Genomic DNA, 21,581 nt, shown 5'->3' on the forward strand with positions numbered 1-21,581 from the left:
TTTGAACGCATTGTCAGGACTGACATTGATCAATGTGGGAGCTGGCTTGCCTGCGATGAAGTCGACGCGGTATCGCGTTATTCCATGTCCTTGAGCCACTCGGAGCTCTTGAACCACTTGTCATGGATGCGATCGTAGGTGCCGTCGTTGCGGATCTGGTGCAGGAAGTTGTTGATGAAGTTGATGCTGTCGTAGTCGCCCTTCTTCAGGCCAAACGCCAGGGGTTCAAAGGTGAACGGCTGGTCGAGGAACACCAGCTTGCCGGCGCCGACCTTGTTCACGGCCACTACGTTGTAAGGGGCGTCATAGACGAAGGCGTCAGCCTTGCCATTGACCACGTCGAGCACAGCTTCCTGCTCGTTGTCATAGCCGTGGTACTTGGCTTTGGAGATCAGCTTCTTGGCGACCATCTCGCCGGTGGTGCCGAGCTTGGAGGTCAGGCGGTATTTCTCGTCGTTCAGGTCTTTGTAGGACTTGATGGTGCCTTCCAGCTCCTTGCGGATCAGCAGGGTCTGGCCGACCACGATGAACGGTTCGCTGAAGTTCAGGCGCAGGTTGCGTTCCTGGGTCAGGGTCATGCCGCTGCCGATCATGTCGAACTTGTCGGTCAGCAGGGCCGGGATGATGCCGTCGTAGCCAGTGGAAATCGGCTCGAACTTCACGCCCATGGACTTGGCCATGGCCTTGAGGATGTCGACTTCAAAGCCGATGATTTCACCGCGCTTGTTGGTCATCTGGAACGGCATGTAGGTCGGGTCCATGCCTACTTTCAGCGTGCCGCGCTTGACCGCATCATCGATGGCGCCGGCGTGGGCCGCATTGACCGCCACCAGTGCGGTGACGCCTAGCAGCAGCATCGAAAGATACTTTTTCATCATCAAGTCCCCTGAACTCATTTTATTGTGAGATCGGCGCGCAAAAGGGCTGCACCATTTCGGGGTGCGATCCTAACTCACTCACCGCCCGGTACAAAGGTTTCGCCGGAATTTGTTGCCAAGGGATGACAGAAAAGCCTCACAACCGCGCAGAGAACGGTACGGCTAGACACTTCAGCCCACAGATCGGCCAATTGCTTGATGTGTAAGCAGTTATGACTACCAGTCCACCTCTGCCATCCAGTCCGAGTCCTTGAACCACTTGTCATGCAGCCGATCGTAGGTGCCGTCCTGGGCCACCTGATTGAGGAAGTGATTGATCCAGTTGAGGCTGTCGTAATCGCCTTTTTTCACGCCGAACGCCAAAGGCTCATAGGTGAAAGGTTGCTCCAATACCAGCAACGCACTGTTCTGGGGTTTGGCGATGGCGATCAGGTTATAGGGCGCATCGTGGACGAAGGCGTCGGCCTTGCCCTCCACCACCTGGCGCACGCCTTCTTCAGGGGTTGGAAAACTGCGCAGCCGCGCGGTGCCGAGAAACCTTTTCGCCGCCGCCTCGCCCGTGGTGCCGTCAGCGGCCACGATCCGGTAACCGGCTTCGTTCAGGTCTTCGATGCTCTGGACCCTGTCGGCCAACCGTGGGTTCAGCAACACAGTCTGGCCGACGATGATGAACGAGTCGCTGAAGTTGAGGGTCAGGTTGCGCTCCTGCGTTACGGTCATGCCGCTGCCGATCAGGTCGAAGCGGCTGGCCAGCAGGCCGGGAATCAGCTCGGTATACGGCACCGAAACCAGCTCCAGCTTGACCCCAAGCGCCTTGCTCATCTCCCGCAACAGATCAATTTCAAACCCGACGATACGGCCTTTCTTGTCGGTCATCTCAAAGGGCACATAGGCCGGATTGGTGCCGACTTTCAGCACACCCCGCCGAACGGCCTCGTCTATGGCGCCGGCGTGCGCCAGGTAACCGTGGGAAAGCGTGACGATGCCGAGCAGCAGCATCGACAAATACCTTTTGATCATGAAAAGCCCCTGTTCCGTTAAACACACCCACGCCCAGCCACGCGTAAGTTCGCGTAGGCCAAGGGCTTCGAGTCAGATTTTGGGGGCGATGCTAACCCACTCGCAGGCAAGGCAATACGCCTCGGAGCAGGGTCTTTTGTTTCGAAATAACAAGGAGTTAGCAGAATGAAGCAGAAGGGAAAAACAGCGTAGGACGGTGACAACAAACGCCCCCGAGGTGTTACCTCGGGGGCGTCTGAATCAGGCCGGTTGAGCCTGGGACGACAGCGGTTTCAATGGCAGCAACGGCGCATGGGGATCGGCCTTGACCGATTCGCGCCAGGCGTTGAGCCATTCAGCGTGGCCGTCGTTCCAGACCTGCTCGTGCAAGCGTGCCAGGGCGACCGGGTCGCTGAGCAGAGCCAGGCGCTCGCCGTTGTTGAGGCCGGCCGGGCCGACTTTCAACGCGTGGCGAACACGGTCAACGCGCAGCCATTCGATCGGCTCCGCCTGCCCGTGACGGGAAGTCGCCAAGGCGCACGCCAGGGCGTTCTGCTGTGGATCGACCACCGCCCGCACAAAACCGTCATTGAGCGCATGCCAACGGTTTTCGTGGGTGTACTTGTCGGTCGACAACAGCGCCTGGGGCGGGTTGTATTCCTCAGGGATCAAAAACAGGCTCTCGTCGCGAGACTTGAGGCCCAGCTTGACCCGGCTGGAAATCACCGACACCGGAATCGACAGCATCAGCGAACCGACGATTGGCACCAGCCACCACAGGAAGCTTGGGTTCAACCACACCACCAGCAATGCCCAGAAGAAACCGAGCAGAGTCTGTGGACCGTGGCGCTTGACCGCCTCGCTCCATGGCGTGGAATCGTCGTCACGCTGCGGCGAGTTCCAGGTCGCAGCCCAGCCGAGGAACGCGGCGAGTACGAAACGGGTGTGGAAGATCATCCGCACCGGCGCCAGCAACATGGAGAACAGCATCTCCAGCAGCATCGACAAGGTCACCTTGAACTTGCCGCCGAACTCTTTCGCGCCCTTGGCCCAGATCAGGATGATACTCAGCAACTTGGGCAGGAACAGCAGCACGATGGTGGTGGAGAACAACGCCACCGCCTTGTCCGGATGCCATTGAGGCCACAGCGGGTACAACTGGCGTGGCGCCATGAAGTACTGCGGCTCCATCAGCGTGTTGACCGCCAGCAAGGCCGTCGACAGCACCAGGAAGAAGAACCACAACGGCGCCGAGAGGTACGACATCACGCCGGTCAGGAACACCGCACGGTGCACCGGGTGCATGCCTTTTACCAGGAACAGGCGGAAGTTCATCAAGTTACCGTGGCACCAGCGACGGTCGCGCTTGAGTTCGTCCAGCAGGTTCGGCGGCAGTTCTTCGTAGCTGCCCGGCAAGTCGTAGGCAATCCACACGCCCCAGCCGGCACGGCGCATCAGCGCCGCTTCAACGAAATCGTGGGAGAGGATCGCACCGGCAAACGCGCCTTTACCTGGCAACGGCGCGAGGGCGCAGTGCTCGATAAACGGCTTCATGCGGATGATCGCGTTGTGGCCCCAGTAGTGGGATTCACCCAACTGCCAGAAGTGCAGGCCGGCGGTAAACAGCGGGCCGTACACACGGGTGGCGAACTGCTGCATGCGCGCATACAGGGTGTCCATGCCCGACGCACGTGGCGCGGTCTGGATAATCCCGGCATCCGGCGTGGCTTCCATCAAGCGCACCAGGCTGGTCAGGCAGTCGCCGCTCATCACGCTGTCGGCGTCGAGCACCACCATGTACTTGTAGTCACCGCCCCAGCGACGGCAGAAGTCGTCGAGGTTGCCGCTCTTGCGTTTGACGCGACGGCGACGGCGGCGATAGAAGATCTTGCCGAAGCCACCGGCTTCGCGGCACACGTCGAGCCAGGCTTGCTGCTCGGCGATGCAGATGTCGGCCTCGTTACTGTCGCTGAGGACGAAGAAGTCGAAACGGTCCAGGTCACCGGTGGCGGCTACCGACTCGAACGTCGCGCGCAGGCCGGCAAATACCCGAGGCACGTCTTCGTTGCAGATCGGCATTACCAGGGCGGTGCGGGCGTCTTTCGGAATCGGCTCGTCACCGGCACTTTTACCGGAGATACGGTATTTATCGTGACCGGTCAGCAGTTCCAGGAAGCCCATCAGCGCGGTCCAGAAACCCGCCGAGACCCAGCAGAACAGAATCCCGAACAGCACCAGGATGCTGGTTTGCAGGGCGTAAGGCAGTACCTGGGTGGCAGTTTGCAGCAGGGTCTGGTTGCGGATCTCGTCGAAGTCGACGAAGGACCAGCCCTGGTACGGCATGATGCCTTTCATGTACCAGCCGGCGACGATCGTCTGGCCGAGCATCAGCACCAGCAGGATGTAACGACGGATCGAACCGACGGTGCGCCAGCGGGCAGCCGGCAACACGCGCTCATCCTTCGGCGGTGCCGGTGGATTGGTGCGGCCGGTCAGGCGGCGCCAGCCACGCACCAGGATATTGGTACGCCACGGTTCAGGCACGACCTTGGTCCGACGGATCGGTGGCGTGGCCTTGAGGCAGACCCGGCCGCTGGCGTCGAGCGCCAGCATTTCGGCGTCTTGCAGCTCTTCGGCGGTGTTGAGGGTCAGCCGCGCGCCGACCGACGCTTGGGCAGCGTCGGCAGGTGCGTCGAACGTGGACGATGACAGGCGCTTGTGCAATTCACTGAAGGACTCGCAGCCCGCCAGTTCGGCGCGCTGCTCATCGGTCATCGGTAGATGCGCCAGGTACTCGGCAAGAGTCTCTGGCTGGACTTGAGAATTACTCATCGGCAGGCAACTGATAGCTCCAGGTTTCGGTCAGGACTTGCTCTGTCTTGGCCGGCTCCGGTGTGGCTGGGGCAGCCGCTTCCGGCTGCTTGGCGTCCTTGTCCTTGGCGTCTTTCTTGGCTGCTTTTTCGTGCTGCTTGGCCAGGACCTTGTCGGCTTTCAACACTTGGGTCGAAACCTTCTCCGGCTCAGGCGCAACGATGTCCTGGACCAGGGCGGCACGCATTTCAGTCGGCTTGCCTGCGTCCTTGATCTTCATGCGCAGGGTCAGGCGCCAGCCTTGGGTGTGCGGATTGTAGCGCACGCTGTTTTCAACAATTTCGGCGTTGTCGCCCACGCTGACCTGGCTGCGAACCGGTGCGTCAGCTGGCAGTTTCTTCAGGGACGGGCCCTCGAAGTCCACCAGGTAAGCCACGCTGCCGTCTGGCTGACGGATCAGGTTGGATTGCTTGACGTCGCCGGTGGAACGCAGGGTCTGCTTGACCCAGGCGCTTTCTGGCGAATGGAACTCGGCGTCTTTCAATGTCCAGTGCAGACGGTAGGCAACGTCCAGCGGTTTGCCTGGCTCCGGCAGTGTTTCCGGGCTCCAGAACGCAACGATGTTGTCGTTGGTTTCATCGGCGGTCGGAATCTCGACCAGGTCGACGGAGCCCTTGCCCCAGTCGCCTTCAGGCTCGATCCAGGCGCTTGGGCGCTTGTCGTAGTTGTCGTCGAGGTCTTCGTAGTGGCTGAAGTTGCGACCGCGTTGCAGCAGGCCGAAACCGCGCGGGTTTTCCACGGTGAAGTTGCTGACCGACAGGTGTTTAGGGTTGTTCAGTGGGCGCCAGATCCACTCGCCGTTGCCGGCATGGATCGACAGGCCGCTGGAATCGTGCAGCTCGCGACGGTAGTTAAGGACCTTGGACGGCTGGTTGGCGCCGAACAGGAACATGCTGGTCAGCGGAGCGATGCCCAGCTTGGTGACCTTGTCACGCAGGTACATCTGGGATTTGACGTCGACAATGGTGTCGGTGCCAGGGCGCAGGGTCAGGCGATAAGCGCCGGTGGCCCGCGGCGAATCCAGCAGGGCGAAGATCACCAGCTGCTTCTCACCCGGTTTTGGACGCTCGATCCAGAATTCGGTGAAACGCGGGAATTCTTCGCCGGAAGGCAAGGCAGTGTCGATCGCCATGCCACGGGCAGACAGGCCGTAGACCTGGTCTTTACCCACAACGCGGAAATAGCTCGCGCCGAGCATGGTCATGATTTCGTCTTGCTTGTCGCCCTTGTTGATCGGGTACAGCACACGGAAACCGGCATAACCCAGTTGCTCGGTGGATTTGGGATCAAACTTGACGTCGCCGAAATCGAAACGAGACGGGTCGTACTTGATTTCCTGGACGCTGTCGGCGGTGACTTCGTTGATTTTCACCGGGGTGTCGAAGTGCATGCCCTGGTGATAGAAGGACAGCTTGAACGGGGTGTTCTGATCGGCCCACTCGGCTTTTTCATTGCGGAAACGAATTTTCTGGTAATCAGCGAATTTCATTTCGCGGAATTCGTTCGGCAAATTGCTGCGCGGAGCTTCGTATTTCTGCCCGGCCAGCTCTTTTGCCTTGGCCGACACATCATCCAGACTGAATGCCCACAGTTGACCCGCGCCGAACAGGCAAAACAGGGCAGAGCCCGTTACCAGTGCGTTTCGTAACCGTTTGGCAGACAATTTTGGTGCATTACAGGGACTAACAATCACGAGCAACCCTCGCCGAAAACAGATCAAAAAACCAACGGCCAGCTATCTATATGCCAGGTTGGCGAGCATTGTTCCGACTCCCATGGGGCTAAATGATTCCCCACTAGCGATCGGACAAGTCTCTACCTAAGTCAAAAATGGACCAATTAACGCTGATCCCCGTAGCGCGCGATTATCTAGTAGCCCGCGTGACAACGCATCAGGGTCAGCGAAGTATTTGTAGCGAAAACCCGGTTTTTTGGGCATTACAAGTCGTTTTCAGTACATTCACGTCTGTAACAGGAAGGTGACCGGCCCGTCATTGACCAAATGCACCTGCATATCCGCACCAAAACGCCCTGCCGCTACCGTGCCATGCAATTGTTGCGCTTGTAACAACAAGTAGTCGAAAAGGGCCTCGCCCAACGCCGGCGGTGCCGCCGTGGAGAAGCTGGGACGCAAGCCGCTCTTGGTGTCTGCCGCCAGGGTGAACTGCGACACCAGCAGCAAACCGCCGCCAATGTCTTTCAAGGACAAGTTCATCTTGCCCTCGTCGTCGCTGAACACCCGATAGTTAAGCAGCTTATGCAGCAGCTTGTCGGCGCAAGCCTGGGTATCTGAAGGCTCGACGGCCACCAGCACCAGCAAACCCTGGTCTATCGCACCCACCACCTGCCCTTCTACCTCGACCCGGGCGCCGCGCACCCGCTGTAAAAGCCCCTTCATGCTTCTTCAGGCGGCAGATCAAGCAGGCGCCGTGCCATTTCACTCGCCGCACGCACCAACGCATCGGTGATTCCGGGTTCGGACGCCGCATGGCCGGCCTCGCGGATGATCTGCAGTTCGCTGTTGGGCCAGGCTTGATGCAGCTCCCAGGCGTTATCCAGCGGGCAGATCATATCGTAGCGGCCATGCACGATTACGCCAGGCAGATGGGCGATCTTGTGCATGTCGCGAATCAGCTGGTCGGGCTCAAGGAACGAATTGTTGGTGAAGTAATGGCATTCGATACGCGCAATCGACAGGGCGCGCTGGGGCTCGGAGAAACGCTCGATCAATTGCGGGTTCGGGCACAGGCCCAACATGCGACCTTCCCACGTGGACCATGCCTTGGCTGCGTGCATCTGGGCGATCTGGTCGTTGCCGGTCAGGCGCTTGTGGTAGGCGCTGAGCAGGTCGTGACGCTCCTCCGCCGGAATGGGCGCCAGGTAGTCCTGCCAGTAATCCGGGAACAGGCGGCTGGCACCGGCCTGGTAGAACCAGTGGATGTCCTGGGGGCGAGCCAGGAAAATGCCCCGGACGATCAAGCCATGCACGCGCTCCGGGTGGGTTTGCGCGTAGGCCAGGGCCAGGGTCGAACCCCAGGAACCGCCGAACAACACCCATTTCTCGATGCCCAGGTGTTCGCGGATCCGCTCAAGGTCGGCCACCAGGTCCCAGGTGGTGTTGTTTTCCAGGCTGGCCCGTGGGGTGGAGCGCCCGCAGCCACGCTGATCAAAAGTAACAATTCGGTACAGATTGGGATCGAAATAGCAGCGGCTGTTGGCGTCACACCCGGCGCCGGGCCCGCCATGGATGAACACAACGGGCAAGCCTTCCGGGGAACCGCTTTCGTCGACGTACAGGACGTGGGTTTCATCGACGGCCAGATCGTGCCGGGCGTAGGGTTTGATCTGCGGGTACAAAGTCTGCATTGCGCGCTCCGTAAGGGGTCGAGTTCATCCCTGGGGGGACGTCTATTATTTTGCCGTCTGGCATCATAAACCCGAATTGTGCAATGAGCATGCCCTTGCGGATTTAGAGCTGTGTCAGCAAAACACCACGCAGATAATCCAGCAGATAAACGTAGAGCCTATCGACCTCCGCCACCTGACCCCGGGCCCGTAGACAGCCGTGGATCAGCCCTTTGCCGGGATACAGCGTGGCAGCCACCCCGGCGGCCTGGAGGCGTTCGGCGTAGAGCATGCCGTCGTCCCGCAACGGGTCGAACTGGGCGACAGCGATCAGCGCCGGTGGCAACCCGCTGAAATCCATTGCCAGCAATGGCATGGCGTAGGGCGACGGCTTGCCCGGCCCACGCAGGTAAAGGGCGAGATAGCACTCGGTGTCGGCGGTACTGAGCAACGGCGCGTCGACGCAGTCGCGGCGAGAGGGCAGGTCAGCAGGGCCGCCCAAGCCCGGATAGATCAGGATTTGCGCCAAGGGCTGCGGTTGATGGTCATCCCGCAGGCCCAGGCACAAGGCGGCCGCCAGGTTCCCGCCGGCGCTGTCACCGGCCACCACCACGCGTTGCAGGTTGACGGGGCAAGGCGCTTGACCCGCCAGAATCGCCTGCCAGACCGCACGGCAATCGTCGTAGGCCGCCGGAAACGGGTGTTCGGGTGCCAGGCGGTAATCGATGGCGATGACCAGCACCTGCAGCGCGTCGGCCAGCTCACCGCAGATAAAGTCGTGGGAATCCAGCCCGCCCACCACCCAGCCGCCACCGTGCATATAAAGGATGCATGGCCAGCCGCCATCAGGGGTTGGCGTCGCCGGTTGATAAATGCGTACGCCCACGCCATTCAGGGAAACGTCTGACACCTGTAACCCTTCGGGCCGCGCCGGGGTGAACGCCTGGCACATGCGGTCATAGCTCCGGCGCAATCCGGCCAACGATGTGTCGTCGCTGGTGAAGGATTCGGTTTTTTCGACGAAGGCGCACATATGCGCGGAAATCGGGTAATGGGACATCAGAAATTGCCCTGCTGCTGAAAACTTGAAGCACACCACAAGACAAATGTGGGAGCTGGCTTGCCTGCGATAGCGGTGTATCAACCAACGCCATCGTCGTCTGATACACCGCTATCGCGGGCAAGCCCGGCTCCCACAGTGGTGCTCTATTGTTTGATCTATCGTGTTCGCATCAGGGTTTGAGGCTGGCCTGCACCGCCGCCACGCCGTCTTTGCCATCCAGGGTCGTCACACCCGCCAGCCAGCGCTGCAAATCCTCAGGGTTGTCCCGCAACCATTGCTTGGCCACATCCTGCGGTGTCTTGCGGTCCATGATCGGTACCATCAACTGGCTTTCCTGGGCCGCGGTGTAGGTCAGGTTTTCCAGCAGGCGGGTCACGTTGGGGCAACGCTCGGCGTAATCCGGCGCCGTCACCGTGGAGACCGTGGCCATGCCTTCGTTGGCGCCGAACACATCCTCACTGCCGGTCAGGTATGCCATTTTCATGTTGATGTTCATCGGGTGCGGGGTCCAACCGACAAACACCACGAACTCCTTGCGATTCACCGCCCGCTGCACGGCTGCCAGCATGCCCGCCTCGCCGGAGGCCACCAACTTGAAGCCGCCGAGGCCGAAGCGGTTGCTGTCGATCATTTTCTGGATATCGGTATTGGCGCCGCTGCCCGGCTCGATGCCATAGATTTTGCCGCCCAGTTTGTCCTTGAAGCGGGCAATGTCGGCAAAGGTCTTCAGGCCTGCGTCCGCAACATACTGCGGCACCGCCAAAGTCGCTTGGGCGTCGGCCAGGCTCGGCTTGTCGAACACCTTGACCTGCTTGGCTGCGAGGAATGGCGCGATGTTGTTGTCCATCGCCGGTTTCCAGTAGCCCAGGAAGATATCCAGGCGCTTGTCGCGGATGCCGGCAAAGATGATTTGCTGCACGGCACTGGTTTGCTTGCTGTCATAGCCCAGGCTATTGAGCAGCACATCGGCCATGCCGCTGGTGGCGATCACGTCAGTCCAGCTGACCACGCCCATGCGCACGACCTTGCACGAGGCCGGGTCGGCGGCCATCGCATTGGCGCTCAGAAGTGCGATGCCGGTGAGAATCAACAGACAACGGTTGAACAGTCTTTTCATCGATGCGGTCTCACTCGGCAGTTTTTATTGTGGGAGTGGCGTCTGACGCGCCGTGCTCAACACCTTACCCAGCGAGACCTCGATCAAAGCGACCTGTGGCGACAGGGATTTGCACACAGACGACTTGGGAGGTGTGTTGCTGTTGAGGGCCTCTTCGCGAGCAAGCCCGCTCCTACATTCGACCGTGTTCCTCCTGAAGAAACACGGTCGAATGTAGGAGCGGGCTTGCTCGCGAAGGCTATCTCAGCAGCGACGCCACTCAGGAGTAATGCCGCTTGCCCCACGCCAGGAACCCTTCGAGCAGTTCCTTCAACACTACCCGCGTCGGCTCGGCCAGGTCGGCGCGATAACGGAAGGGCTCAAACTCATCCATGTAGGTGCACTGCCCCAACTCCAGCTGCACGGCGTGGATGTTCTCGGCCGGGTTGCCGTAGTGACGGGTGATGTGCCCGCCCTTGAAGCGCCCGTTGAGCACATGGCTGTACTGCGGGTGACCGGCACAGATGGCTTCCAGTTCGCTGGCCAGCTGCGGATCGCAGGCCGCGCCGTTGAAGGTGCCGAGGTTGAAGTCCGGCAGCTTGCCTTCGAACAGGTGCGGGATCACCGAGCGGATCGAGTGCGCATCAAACAGCAGCGCATAACCGAACTCGGCCTTGAGCCGGGCCAGTTCGTTTTGCAGAGTGCGGTGATACGGCGTCCACACCTGCTCCAGGTACGTGGCGCGCTCGGCCTTGGACGGTTCCAGGCCTTCTCGGAACAATGGCACACCGTCAAACAGCGTCGCCGGGTACAGGCCGGTGGTGGCGCCGACGTACAGCGGTTTGTCGTCGGAGGGCCGATTCAGGTCGATGACAAAGCGCGAATACTCCGCCGCCAGGGTGCTGGCGCCCAGTTCTTCGGCGAAGTCATACAGCGTGGGAATGTGCCAGTCGGTGTCCGGCAGGCTTTGCGCCTCGGGGATCAGCCCGGCTTGCACCGCCGGCGTCAGGCGCAGGCCCGCGTGGGGCATGCTGATCAGCAGCGGCACACGGCCTTGTTTGAAGTTCAGAACCTTATCCACAGCAGTACTCCTTAAACGGTGACATCGACGCCGTGGCGCACGACGCGTTTATCCAGCTCGCCACCCAGCCAGTAGGCCAGGTCAGCGGGACGATCAATCTGCCAGGCGACAAAATCCGCGACCTTACCCACCTCCAGCGAACCGTGGCTGTCCCCCAGACCCAAGGCGGTAGCCGCATGTTGCGTTGCGCCAGCCAGGGCTTCTTCCGGGGTCATGCGAAACAGCGTGCAGGCCATGTTCAGCATCAAGCGCACCGACAACGCCGGCGAGGTGCCCGGGTTGAGATCGCTGGCGATGGCGATCTTTACACCGTGCTTGCGCAGGGCGTCCATCGGCGGCAACTGGGTTTCCCGCAGGAAATAGAACGCCCCCGGCAGCAACACCGCGACGGTGCCGGAAGCGGCCATGGCGATGGCGTCTTCCTCGGTCATGAATTCCAGGTGGTCCGCCGACAGCGCCTGATAACGCGCCGCCAGGCTGGAGCCGTGCAGGGACGACAACTGCTCGGCGTGCAGCTTCACCGGCAAGCCAAGCTTGTGTGCAGCGATAAAGACCCGCTCCACCTGCTCCGGCGAGAACGCCAGGTATTCACAGAAGGCGTCGACTGCATCCACCAGGCCTTCCGCTGCCAGCGCCGGCAGCATCTCGGCGCAGATGTGCTCGATGTAAGCATCGGCACGGTCCACGTACTCCGGCGGCAACGCGTGAGCTGCCAGGCACGTGCTGCGTACGCTCACCGGCAGCTCGGCGCCGAGGCGGCGGATCACCCGCAGAATCTTGCGCTCGCTGGCCAGGTCCAGGCCGTAGCCGGACTTGATCTCCACAGTGGTCACGCCATCCCGCAGCAAACTGCGCAGGCGCTTTCGGCTACTTTCAAACAGTTCATCTTCGGTCGCCGCACGCGTGGCGCGCACGGTGCTGGCAATACCGCCACCGGCCGCTGCGATTTCGGCGTAGCTCACGCCTTGCAGGCGCTGCTCGAACTCGCCGCTGCGATTGCCGCCGAACACCGTGTGGGTGTGGCAGTCGATCAGCCCCGGCGTGACCCACGCCCCTTGCAGGTCATGGGTGGTCGCGTAGTCCGCCTTCGGCAGTTCGGCACGCGGACCGATCCACTCGATGAGCGTGCCCGAGGTCACGATGGCGGCATCCTCGATGATCGAGTATTTGCCCTGGGCCATGGTTGCGACGTGGCAGTGTTGCCAAAGCGTTTTCATCAACGCCTCCGTTGGGTTATCGATGAGACAAAGCCGGGTCGTAATGAACCTTGGCTGCTTGCCCGGCGGCGGGTTTGACCCACAGCAGATAGGCAACGATCAGCAAGACGATCCATACGGCACCGACCATAAGGGCAGCCTGGGTGTCCGGGAAGTAACCCAACACGCCGAAGATAAACAGCATGAACACGATGGCGGCCGCTGGCGCGTAGGGCCAGAACGGCACCGGGAATTTCAGTTCGGCAATCTGTTCCTTGGTCATAGAGCGACGCATGGCGACCTGAGTGACCAGGATCATCAGCCACACCCATACCGTGGCGAAAGTCGCAATCGAGGCGATCACCAGGAACACGTTTTCCGGGATCAGGTAGTTGAGCACCACACCGCCGAGCAACGCGGCGCCCATCACCACCACGGTCATCCATGGCACGCCCTGGCTCGACAGTTGGGCAAAGCCTTTGGGTGCCTGTCCTTGCTGGGCCAGGCCATACATCATGCGACCGGCGCCGAAGATGTCGCTGTTGATGGCCGAGACGGCGGCCGAAATCACCACGATGTTGAGGATGGTCGCCGCCGAGCCTATCCCCAGGTTGCTGAAGATCTGCACGAACGGGCTGCCCTGGCTGCCGATCTGCGGCCACGGGTAGATCGCCATCAGCACAAACAACGTCAGCACGTAGAACAGCAGGATGCGCAGCGGCACCGCGTTGATCGCCTTGGGGATCACCCGTTGCGGGTCCTTGGCTTCGCCGGCGGTGATGCCGATGATTTCGATGCCACCAAAGGCAAACATCACCACCGCGAAGGACGCAATCAAGCCACCCACGCCGTTAGGCATGAAGCCACCGTGGGCCCACAGGTTGCTGAGGCCGGTAGCCGGCGCTTCGCCCGCCGAGTGAATGCCGAACAGCATGATGCCGAAGCCGCCGAGGATCATCGCGACGATGGCGCCGACCTTGAGCAGTGACAGCCAGAACTCCATTTCGCCAAAGACTTTGACGTTGCACAGGTTCAGGCCGCCGATCAGCAACACGATGCCGAGCACCCAGACCCAGCGCGCGACTTCGGGAAACCAGAAGCCCATGTAGATGCCGAAGGCCGTGACGTCGGCGAGGCAGACGATGATCATTTCAAAGGCGTAGGTCCAGCCGAGGATAAAGCCGGCCATTGGGCCCAGGTAGGTGCTGGCGTACTGGCCGAAGGAGCCGGACACCGGGTTGTGCACGGCCATTTCGCCGAGGGCGCGCATCACCATGAAGACGGCGGCGCCACCGATCAGGTAGGCCAGGAGTACGGCAGGGCCGGCCATCTGGATGGCCGAGGCGGAGCCGTAGAACAGCCCGGTGCCGATGGCGGAACCGAGCGCCATGAAGCGAATATGTCGGGCGGAGAGCCCGCGTTTTAGCGTCTTTTCTTGCTGGTGCATTTCTCGTCCTTAATTATTTTTATCCTGAGAAAATTCGAATCTGTAGAAGATCAAATGTGGGAGCCTCACCGGGGCTCGACAGCTCCCACACTGGATCGGTGTCGCTCTTACAAGCTCGGCAGCAACTTCGCCGGCACCAGCTCATTCAGGCAACGCGTCGCCAACAATTCACTGGCGGCATTGATGTCCGGCGCAAAGAACCGGTCCTTCTCATAAAACGCCACTTTGCTGCGCAGGATCCCGCGCGCCTTTTCAAGGGCAGGTGAGGTTTTCAAGCCATTGCGCAGGTCCAGGCCCTGACACGCCGCCAACCATTCCACCGCCAATACACCGCGGGTGTTTTCGGCCATTTCCCACAGGCGTTTGCCCGCAGCCGGCGCCATGGATACGTGGTCTTCCTGGTTCGCAGAAGTCGGCAGGCTGTCGACGCTATGGGGATGGGCCAGCGCCTTGTTCTCGCTGGCCAATGCCGCCGCGGTCACCTGGGCGATCATGAAGCCGGAGTTCACACCACCGTTGCCCACCAGGAATGGCGGCAGTTGCGACATGTGCTTGTCCATCATCAACGAGATACGACGCTCGCTCAGGGAGCCGATTTCCGCGATGGCCAACGCCATGTTGTCGGCGGCCATGGCCACCGGTTCAGCGTGGAAGTTGCCGCCGGAAATCACGTCACCTTCAGCCGCAAACACCAACGGGTTATCCGATACGGCGTTGGCTTCCACCACCAGCACTTCGGCCGCCTGGCGGAACTGGGTCAGGCAGGCGCCCATGACTTGCGGCTGGCAACGCAGGGAGTACGGGTCCTGGACCTTGTCGCAGTTCTCGTGGGATTGGGACACTTCGCTGCTGTCACCCAGCAGGGCGCGATATGCGGCCGCAGAGTCGATCTGGCCACGCTGGCCACGGGCAGCGTGAATGCGTGCGTCGAACGGCGAGCGCGAACCCAGTACGGCTTCCACCGTCAGGGCGCCACAGGCCAATGCACCGGCGAACAGGTCTTCGCCTTCGAACAGGCCGCGCAGGGCATAAGCGGTGGACACCTGAGTGCCGTTGAGCAGGGCCAAGCCTTCTTTGGCGGCCAGGGTCAGCGGCGTCAGGCCGGCGACTTTCAGCGCCTCGGTGGCTTCCAGCCATTCGCCTTTGTAACGGGCCTTGCCTTCGCCCAGCAGCACCAGCGACATGTGGGCCAATGGCGCCAGGTCACCGGAGGCACCCACCGAACCTTTCAACGGAATGTGCGGGTACACCTCGGCGTTGATCAGGGCGATCAGCGCGTCGATGACCTGCCGGCGAATCCCGGAGAAACCACGGCTCAGGCTGTTGACCTTGAGCACCATGACCAGCCGCACCAGCGCATCGCTGATGGGCTCACCCACGCCAGCGGCGTGGGACAGCACCAGGGAACGCTGGAGGTTTTCCAGGTCTTCGCTGGCGATGCGAGTCGAGGCCAGCAGGCCGAAACCGGTGTTGATGCCGTAGGCGGTGCGGTTCTCGGCGAGAATCTGCTCCACACAGGCGACACTGGCTTCGATCTGGGCCGAGGCGCTATCATCCAGGCTGAGGGTTACCGGCTGCTGGTAGATGGCCCGCAGTTGGGCAAGGCTCAGTTGGCCTGGAATCAGATTTAGCGCAGTCACATTCATACTCCTTTTGAATTAGGTTTCAGTGCAAATTCGGTAAAACACGGTTCAACAAATCGGAAGCCTTGAGCAACGCGGCGGTGGCTGCGATATCCGGCGCCAGCCAGCGGTCCTGGTCGTAGGCCGGGACGTGTTCACGCAACAAACCCCAGGCGGCGTCGGTGCCGGCGCCGAAGCGTTGCTCCTGGAGAAATTCGAACGCCTGGGCCGCCAGCAGGTACTCGATGGCGAGGATCTGGGTGACGTTTTCCAGCACCGAATACAGCTTCAGCGCGGCGTTGGTGCCCATGCTCAGGTGGTCTTCCTGCAAGCCTGAGGTGACGAAGTTGTCGAGCACCGCCGGTTGCGCCAATTGGCGGTTTTGCCCGCACAGCGAGGCCGCGACGTACTGCACGATCATCATCCCGGAGTTGACCCCGGGGTTGCTCACCAGGAACGCCGGCAAGCCACTCACGTGCGGGTTGATCAGGCGGTCCAGGCGGCGCTCGGCGATGGAGCCGATTTCCGCCATGGCGATGGCCAACATGTCTGCCGCCAGGGCCACAGACTGCCCATGAGGGTTGGCCTGGGACACCACGCGGTAGTTGTCCGGCGTGCCGAGCACCAGTGGGTTATCAGTGGCGCCGTTGAGTTCGGTTTCGATCTGGCGGGTGGCGTGCTCCAGTTGGTCGCGGGCGGCGCCGTGCACCTGGGGAATCGAACGGATGCTCAGGGCGTCCTGGGTACGAATGCCTTTGCTGCTGGCGATCACTTCACTGCCGTCCAGCAACGCCCGCAGGTTGATGCCCACTTGCTGCATACCCGGGTGCGGTTTGAGGGCAATGATTTCTTCGTCGAAGGCGTCGATCTGGCCACGCTGGGCTTCAAAACTCATGGCACCGATTACGTCGGCCCATTGCAGCAGGCGGTGCGTATCCGCCAAGGCCAGGCAACTGAGGCCGGTCATGCATGGCGTGCCATTGACCAGGCACAGCCCGTCCTTGGCACCGAGCACCACCGGCTGCAAACCTTCTTCGGTCAGCGCCTGATGCGCCGGAACGATACGGCCCCGGTAGCTGACGTCGCCGACGCCGAGCAAGGCGACGCCAATGTGCGCCATGTGGGTCAGGTAACCCACCGAGCCCTGGGACGGCACTTGCGGCGTGATGCCATGGTTGAGCAGCCCCAGCAGCGAATGCACCACCTGCGGATGCAGGCCGGATTTGCCGTGGCTGTAGTTGATGATCGCCGCGCAAATGATCGCGCGGGTTTGCTCCACACTCAGTGGCGCGCCGACGCCGCAGGCATGGCTGAGCAAGGTGTTGCGCGACAGCCGGCTCAGCTGTTCGTCCTTGAGCGACACATTGCACAAGGCGCCCAGGCCGGTGTTGATACCGTAGGCGCGCTCGCCGCTGCTGACGATGCGCTGGACGATGGCCTGGGCATTGTCGATGCGAGCCCAGGCGTGGCCCGAGAGTTCGAGGATCGCACCGTGGCGGGCCACGGCGACCACGTCCTGCCAACGCATCGGGGCGTCAGCGATGATGATTTTTTCAGCCTGGGACATCGTTGTACCTTCTTCAATTCTTGTGCAGCCTTACCGGCCTCTTCGCGGGCAAGCCCGCTCCCACAGGGGAATGCATTTCAAATGTGGGAGCTGGCTTGCCTGCGATAGCGCCAGTCAACTCACCACACATCGCGGGTCAAACCACCGCAGCCCGCCGCTGAACAAACCGGTCCACATATTCATCCGCCGGCGAATGCAGGATTTCCCGGGGCGTGCCGACCTGGATAAGCTTGCCGTCCTTGAGGATCGCAATGCGGTTGCCGATGCGCACGGCCTCGTCGAGGTCGTGGGTGATAAAGACGATGGTCTTGTGCAGGGTTTTTTGCAGCTCCAGCAACTGGTCCTGCATCTCGGCACGGATCAGCGGGTCGAGGGCACTGAACGCTTCGTCCATCAGGATGATGTCGGTGTCGGCCGCCAGGGCGCGAGCCAGGCCCACCCGTTGGCGCATGCCGCCGGAGAGCTGGTGCGGGTATTTGTTTTCGTAGCCTTTGAGGCCCACGGTTTCGATCCAGTGCAGCGCACGCTCGGTGCACACTTGCTTGGTTTCGCCGCGCACTTTCAGACCGTAGGCGACGTTGTCCACCACGCTCTTGTGGGGCAGCAGGCCGAAGCTCTGGAACACCATGCTGATCTTGTGCCGGCGGAATTGGCGCAGGGCTTCCATGTCCAGTTGCAGGATGTCTTCGCCGTCCACCAGGATTGCGCCACTGGTGGGGTCGATCAGGCGGTTGAAGTGGCGCACCAGGGTCGACTTGCCGGAACCCGACAGGCCCATGATCACGAAGATCTCGCCGGTGCCGATGCTCAGGGACAGGTCGTTCACACCCACCACGCAACCGGTCTCGGCCAGCACCTGGTCCTTGGTCTTGCCCTGGCCAATCAGCGCCAGCGCTTCCTTGGAACGATTGCCGAAGATCTTGAATACGTTTTTGACTTCAATCTTGCTGACGGTAGTCATTTGCTCGCCTCATGCCGTGGACGACCATAGGCCTGGGTAATGCGGTCGATGACCACTGCGAGAATCACGATCGCCAGACCGGCTTCAAGGCCACGTCCAACGTTAAGCGTCTGGATACCGACCAATACATCTTCACCCAGGCCACGAGCACCGATCATCGAGGCGATGACCACCATCGACAGGGCCATCATGGTGGTCTGGTTGATCCCGGCCATGATGCTCGGCAGGGCCAGCGGCAGTTGCACGCCGAACAGTTGCTGCCAGCGGTTGGCACCGAAGGCGTTGATCGCTTCCATGACTTCGCCGTCTACCTGGCGAATGCCCAGGTCGGTCAGGCGAATCAGTGGAGGAGCGGCGTAGATCACGGTGGCGAAAATCGCCGGGACCTTGCCCAGGCCGAACAGCATCAGCACCGGGATCAGGTACACGAAGCTGGGCATGGTTTGCATGATGTCCAGCAGCGGCATCAGCACCGAACGCAGGCGATTGCTACGGGCCGACAATATTCCCAGGGGAATGCCGATCAGCACCGAGATCACCGTGGCCACCATCATCAGCGCCAGGGTTTGCATCAGCTTGTCCCACAGGCCAACAGCGCCCACCAGGAACAGCAAACCGACGATTACCGCTGTAGTGACGACCTTGCGCGTGGCGTGCCAGGCGATACCGCCGACAATTGCCAGCATCAGCCACCAGGGTGCTGCGCGCAGCACACCTTCAAGATTGACGATGGCCCACAACAGGGTGTCGGAGATGTGCCGGAACACATCGCCGTAGTTGGTCACCAGCGAATCAACCCAACTGTTGACCCAATCGGCGATGGAAAACGTAAAACTCTCAGGAAACATAGTGTGCTCTCGATCCAGTGGGTTGTGGCCGGGCGTCCGGTTGCCTGCGAGGGCAACCGGAAACGCTCAACCTACAAGGCCGCGTCGATTTTCTTGGCTGCGTCGTCGCTCACCCATGCGTGCCAGACTTCAGGATGTTCCTTGAGGAAAATTTTCGCCAGTTTTGGTGATTCAATTCGTTCTTTGGCCATGCGGCCCAGGTTCTGGTTCAGCAGGTCGATGGGCAGGTTGACCTTCTCCAGCACAGCCACCAATTCCGGGGCTTGCTCGTGGAAGGTCTTGGACAGACCGACCTTGATGCTCACGCTTTTATCCACACCGGGCTTTTCTTCCAGCTTCACCAAGTCGACCTGGCCCATCAACGGGGTTGGCGACCAGTAGTAGAACAGGATCGGCTCGCCACGCTTGTAGCTCGACAACACCGCCGCATCCAGCGCCGGGCCGGTGCCTGGGCGGAAGTTGGTGTAGGTGCTTTCCAGGCCATAGCTTTTCAGCATCTCGCTGTTGTCCAGCTCACAGGTCCAGCCGGCCGGGCAGTTATAGAAACGGCCCTTGGACGGCTCTTCCTGGTCCTTGAACACCGAGGCGTATTTGGCCAGGTCGGCGATGCTTTTCAGGTCCGGTGCCTTGGGTTCCAGCTTGCGCTTGGCGTCGCCTTCGATCACATAGCGCGGCACGTACCAACCTTCGACAGCACCCACGACCGGAGCACCGACACCGACGACCTTGCCGGCCTTCTCAGCCTTGTTCCAGACTTCGCTGCGGCCTACCCACTCCTCGGCGAATACCTGGATGTCATTGCTGCTCAGGGCGTTTTCCATGGTGATGGAGTTACCCGGCAGGCTGTCGGTTTTGCAGTCATAGCCTTTTTCCAGCACGGTTTGCAGGATGTCGGTCAGCAACATGCCGCTTTCCCAGTTCAAACCGGCAAATTTCACCGGTTTGCCGGACTCGCACCAACCGGCCGCCTGGGCGCCAGCAGAAGCCAGCAAGCCTGCCGAAAGCAAAGTGGCCAACAGGGTCTTATTCATTTTCATTGTTGTGACGCTCCCAATCTTGAAATGGATTACGGCAGTCAGTAGGCATCCTGCCCTGTCCACGTCCCATCAGGCCTGTGCAGCCAGCCCGTTTGTCGTTGGTGCAGCGCCCTGCTCTACCGGCAGGATCAAGTGTTCAGGTATTGCGCTGTGCCACTTCTTGGCAGCCCAGTAGTACAGCGCAGCCGGTACCACCAGGCCGATGATCCAGGAGATATCGGTGTCGCCGAGGCTGGCGACCAGTGGCCCGGTGTAGAAATGCGTGGAGATGAACGGCATCTGAATCAGCACGCCAAACACGTAGATGCTGATGCCCATCAGGTTCCAGCGACCGTAGCGGCCGTCGGGATTGGACAGCGCCGGGATGTCGTAGCGTTCTTTGGTGATGCAGTAGAAATCCACCAGGTTGATCGCGCTCCAGGGCGTGAAAAACGCCAGCAGGAACAGGATGAACGCGGAGAAATCCTTGAGGAACGAGTCCTTGCCCAACAACGCCAGCGCGGCGGCAAGCGACACCATGACGAAGATGTACAACAGGCGCGTGCCACTGCCGATATGTCGGCTGCCACGGAAGCCGCTGATTATCGTCGCGATGGACATGAAGCTGCCGTAGGCATTCAGGGTGGTCACGGTGACCTTGCCGAAGGCGATGCTGAAATACAGCAGCGCGGCGACGATCCCGGTACCGCCCAGGCCGACGATAAACGACACTTCGTGGTGAGCGAATTGCGAACCGGCCAGGGCCGCTGCAAATACACCAAACACCATCGAAGCCTGCGCGCCGATCACTGAACCCAGGCCCACGGCCCAGAAGGTTTTCGACGCTTGCGTGCTGCGTGGCAAATAGCGCGAGTAGTCCGCCACGTAAGGGCCGAACGCAATCTGCCAGGACGCCGACAGGGAAATCGCCAGCAGGAAACTGCTCAGGGAAAAATGCTTGTTGCCCAGCAACGCACCGATGTCGTTACCGGCCAGCAGCTTGTAGAACAGGTACACGAAGGCAACCACCCCCAGCACGCTGGCGATGCGACCGATACCGTGGATCACCCGGTAGCCGAAGATCGTGAACACCATAATCAGCCCCGCGAACAACACGATGCCGACCCAGTCTTCGACGTGGAGCAACTGCGCCACCGCCTGCCCCGCCAGCAATGAGCCGCTGGCGGAGAACCCGATGTACATGAGACACACCAGCACCAGCGGGATGACCGCGCCATACACGCCAAACTGCACGCGGCTGGAGATCATTTGCGGCAAGCCCAATTGCGGGCCCTGAGCTGCGTGCAGCGCCATGACGCCGCCCCCCAGCAGTTGACCGATCAACAGACCGATCAACGACCAGAACACATCACCGCCCAACACCACGGCCAGGGCCCCGGTGACAATCGCGGTGATTTGCAGGTTGGCACCCAACCACAGGGTGAACTGACTCAATAGACGGCCGTGTCTTTCCGCTTCCGGGATGTAGTCGATCGAACGCCTTTCGATCAACGGGGTGGTGCTTGCACGAGCGTCTGTTACAGCCATTTATGTTCAACCTCTGATGGATTGTTCTGGATGCGGATTGCTC

At 61.0% G+C, this 21,581-nt stretch carries 16 protein-coding genes and 1 pseudogene; all 17 read right to left on the reverse strand.

The window, feature by feature from the left end:
- Positions 1-77: 77 nt before the first annotated feature.
- The 17 genes and pseudogenes from JFU58_RS30930 to JFU58_RS31010 all read right to left on the reverse strand — a co-directional run bounded on the left by JFU58_RS30930 (position 78) and on the right by JFU58_RS31010 (position 21,538).
- Positions 78-875: a transporter substrate-binding domain-containing protein gene (locus tag JFU58_RS30930; RefSeq protein ID WP_003209284.1), complete on the reverse strand. Its 798-nt coding sequence runs from the start codon at positions 873-875 to the stop codon at positions 78-80.
- A 219-nt stretch (positions 876-1,094) separates the two neighbouring features.
- Positions 1,095-1,898, reverse strand: a complete 804-nt coding sequence (locus JFU58_RS30935) for a transporter substrate-binding domain-containing protein (protein WP_201143040.1) — start codon at positions 1,896-1,898, stop codon at positions 1,095-1,097.
- A gap of 220 nt (positions 1,899-2,118) precedes the next feature.
- Positions 2,119-4,709: pseudogene (gene mdoH / locus JFU58_RS30940) on the reverse strand (glucans biosynthesis glucosyltransferase MdoH).
- Complete coding sequence (locus JFU58_RS30945; RefSeq protein WP_063034081.1) at positions 4,702-6,441, reverse strand: glucan biosynthesis protein G; 1,740 nt, start codon at positions 6,439-6,441, stop codon at positions 4,702-4,704. Before JFU58_RS30945 ends, mdoH begins: the two are co-directional and overlap by 8 nt.
- Positions 6,442-6,708: 267 nt before the next feature.
- A complete protein-coding gene (gene dtd, locus JFU58_RS30950) occupies positions 6,709-7,146 on the reverse strand; it encodes a D-aminoacyl-tRNA deacylase (RefSeq protein WP_017478202.1) in 438 nt (145 codons plus the stop codon).
- Complete coding sequence (gene pip, locus JFU58_RS30955; RefSeq protein ID WP_093202662.1) at positions 7,143-8,114, reverse strand: prolyl aminopeptidase; 972 nt, start codon at positions 8,112-8,114, stop codon at positions 7,143-7,145. The genes dtd and pip overlap by 4 nt, the downstream gene beginning before the upstream one ends.
- A 103-nt stretch (positions 8,115-8,217) precedes the next feature.
- A complete protein-coding gene (locus JFU58_RS30960; RefSeq protein ID WP_201143042.1) occupies positions 8,218-9,153 on the reverse strand; it encodes an alpha/beta hydrolase in 936 nt (311 codons plus the stop codon).
- A gap of 172 nt (positions 9,154-9,325) precedes the next feature.
- Positions 9,326-10,273, reverse strand: coding sequence for a choline ABC transporter substrate-binding protein (locus tag JFU58_RS30965; protein WP_201143043.1), 948 nt, complete (start codon positions 10,271-10,273; stop codon positions 9,326-9,328).
- 259 nt (positions 10,274-10,532) lie between these two features.
- Complete coding sequence (gene hutG, locus JFU58_RS30970) at positions 10,533-11,333, reverse strand: N-formylglutamate deformylase (RefSeq protein WP_201143044.1); 801 nt, start codon at positions 11,331-11,333, stop codon at positions 10,533-10,535.
- Positions 11,334-11,344: 11 nt separating this feature from the next.
- Positions 11,345-12,550: an imidazolonepropionase gene (hutI, locus tag JFU58_RS30975; protein ID WP_063033489.1), complete on the reverse strand. Its 1,206-nt coding sequence runs from the start codon at positions 12,548-12,550 to the stop codon at positions 11,345-11,347.
- A 16-nt stretch (positions 12,551-12,566) separates the two neighbouring features.
- Positions 12,567-13,976: an amino acid permease gene (locus JFU58_RS30980; RefSeq protein WP_177025854.1), complete on the reverse strand. Its 1,410-nt coding sequence runs from the start codon at positions 13,974-13,976 to the stop codon at positions 12,567-12,569.
- A gap of 107 nt (positions 13,977-14,083) precedes the next feature.
- Positions 14,084-15,622, reverse strand: coding sequence for a histidine ammonia-lyase (gene hutH / locus JFU58_RS30985; RefSeq protein WP_201143045.1), 1,539 nt, complete (start codon positions 15,620-15,622; stop codon positions 14,084-14,086).
- A gap of 19 nt (positions 15,623-15,641) precedes the next feature.
- Positions 15,642-17,165 (reverse strand): histidine ammonia-lyase, encoded by a 1,524-nt coding sequence (gene hutH / locus JFU58_RS30990; protein ID WP_201143046.1) that lies wholly within the window; start codon positions 17,163-17,165, stop codon positions 15,642-15,644.
- Positions 17,166-17,301: 136 nt separating this feature from the next.
- The gene (locus JFU58_RS30995; RefSeq protein WP_063033492.1) at positions 17,302-18,126 is read right to left on the reverse strand and encodes a quaternary amine ABC transporter ATP-binding protein; all 825 of its coding nucleotides are present in this window, start codon (positions 18,124-18,126) and stop codon (positions 17,302-17,304) included.
- Positions 18,123-18,974, reverse strand: a complete 852-nt coding sequence (locus JFU58_RS31000) for an ABC transporter permease (RefSeq protein ID WP_017478193.1) — start codon at positions 18,972-18,974, stop codon at positions 18,123-18,125. The genes JFU58_RS30995 and JFU58_RS31000 overlap by 4 nt, the downstream gene beginning before the upstream one ends.
- Before the next feature lie 71 nt (positions 18,975-19,045).
- Positions 19,046-20,011 carry an ABC transporter substrate-binding protein gene (locus JFU58_RS31005; RefSeq protein WP_063033493.1) on the reverse strand — a complete coding sequence of 322 codons (966 nt, stop codon included), beginning with the start codon at positions 20,009-20,011 and terminating at the stop codon, positions 19,046-19,048.
- Positions 20,012-20,080: 69 nt separating this feature from the next.
- Positions 20,081-21,538, reverse strand: a complete 1,458-nt coding sequence (locus JFU58_RS31010) for a purine-cytosine permease family protein (protein ID WP_063033494.1) — start codon at positions 21,536-21,538, stop codon at positions 20,081-20,083.
- Positions 21,539-21,581: the final 43 nt, after the last annotated feature.

Origin of the sequence: Pseudomonas sp. TH34 (assembly GCF_016650865.1) — a bacterium.
GTDB lineage: Bacteria > Pseudomonadota > Gammaproteobacteria > Pseudomonadales > Pseudomonadaceae > Aquipseudomonas > Aquipseudomonas yamanorum.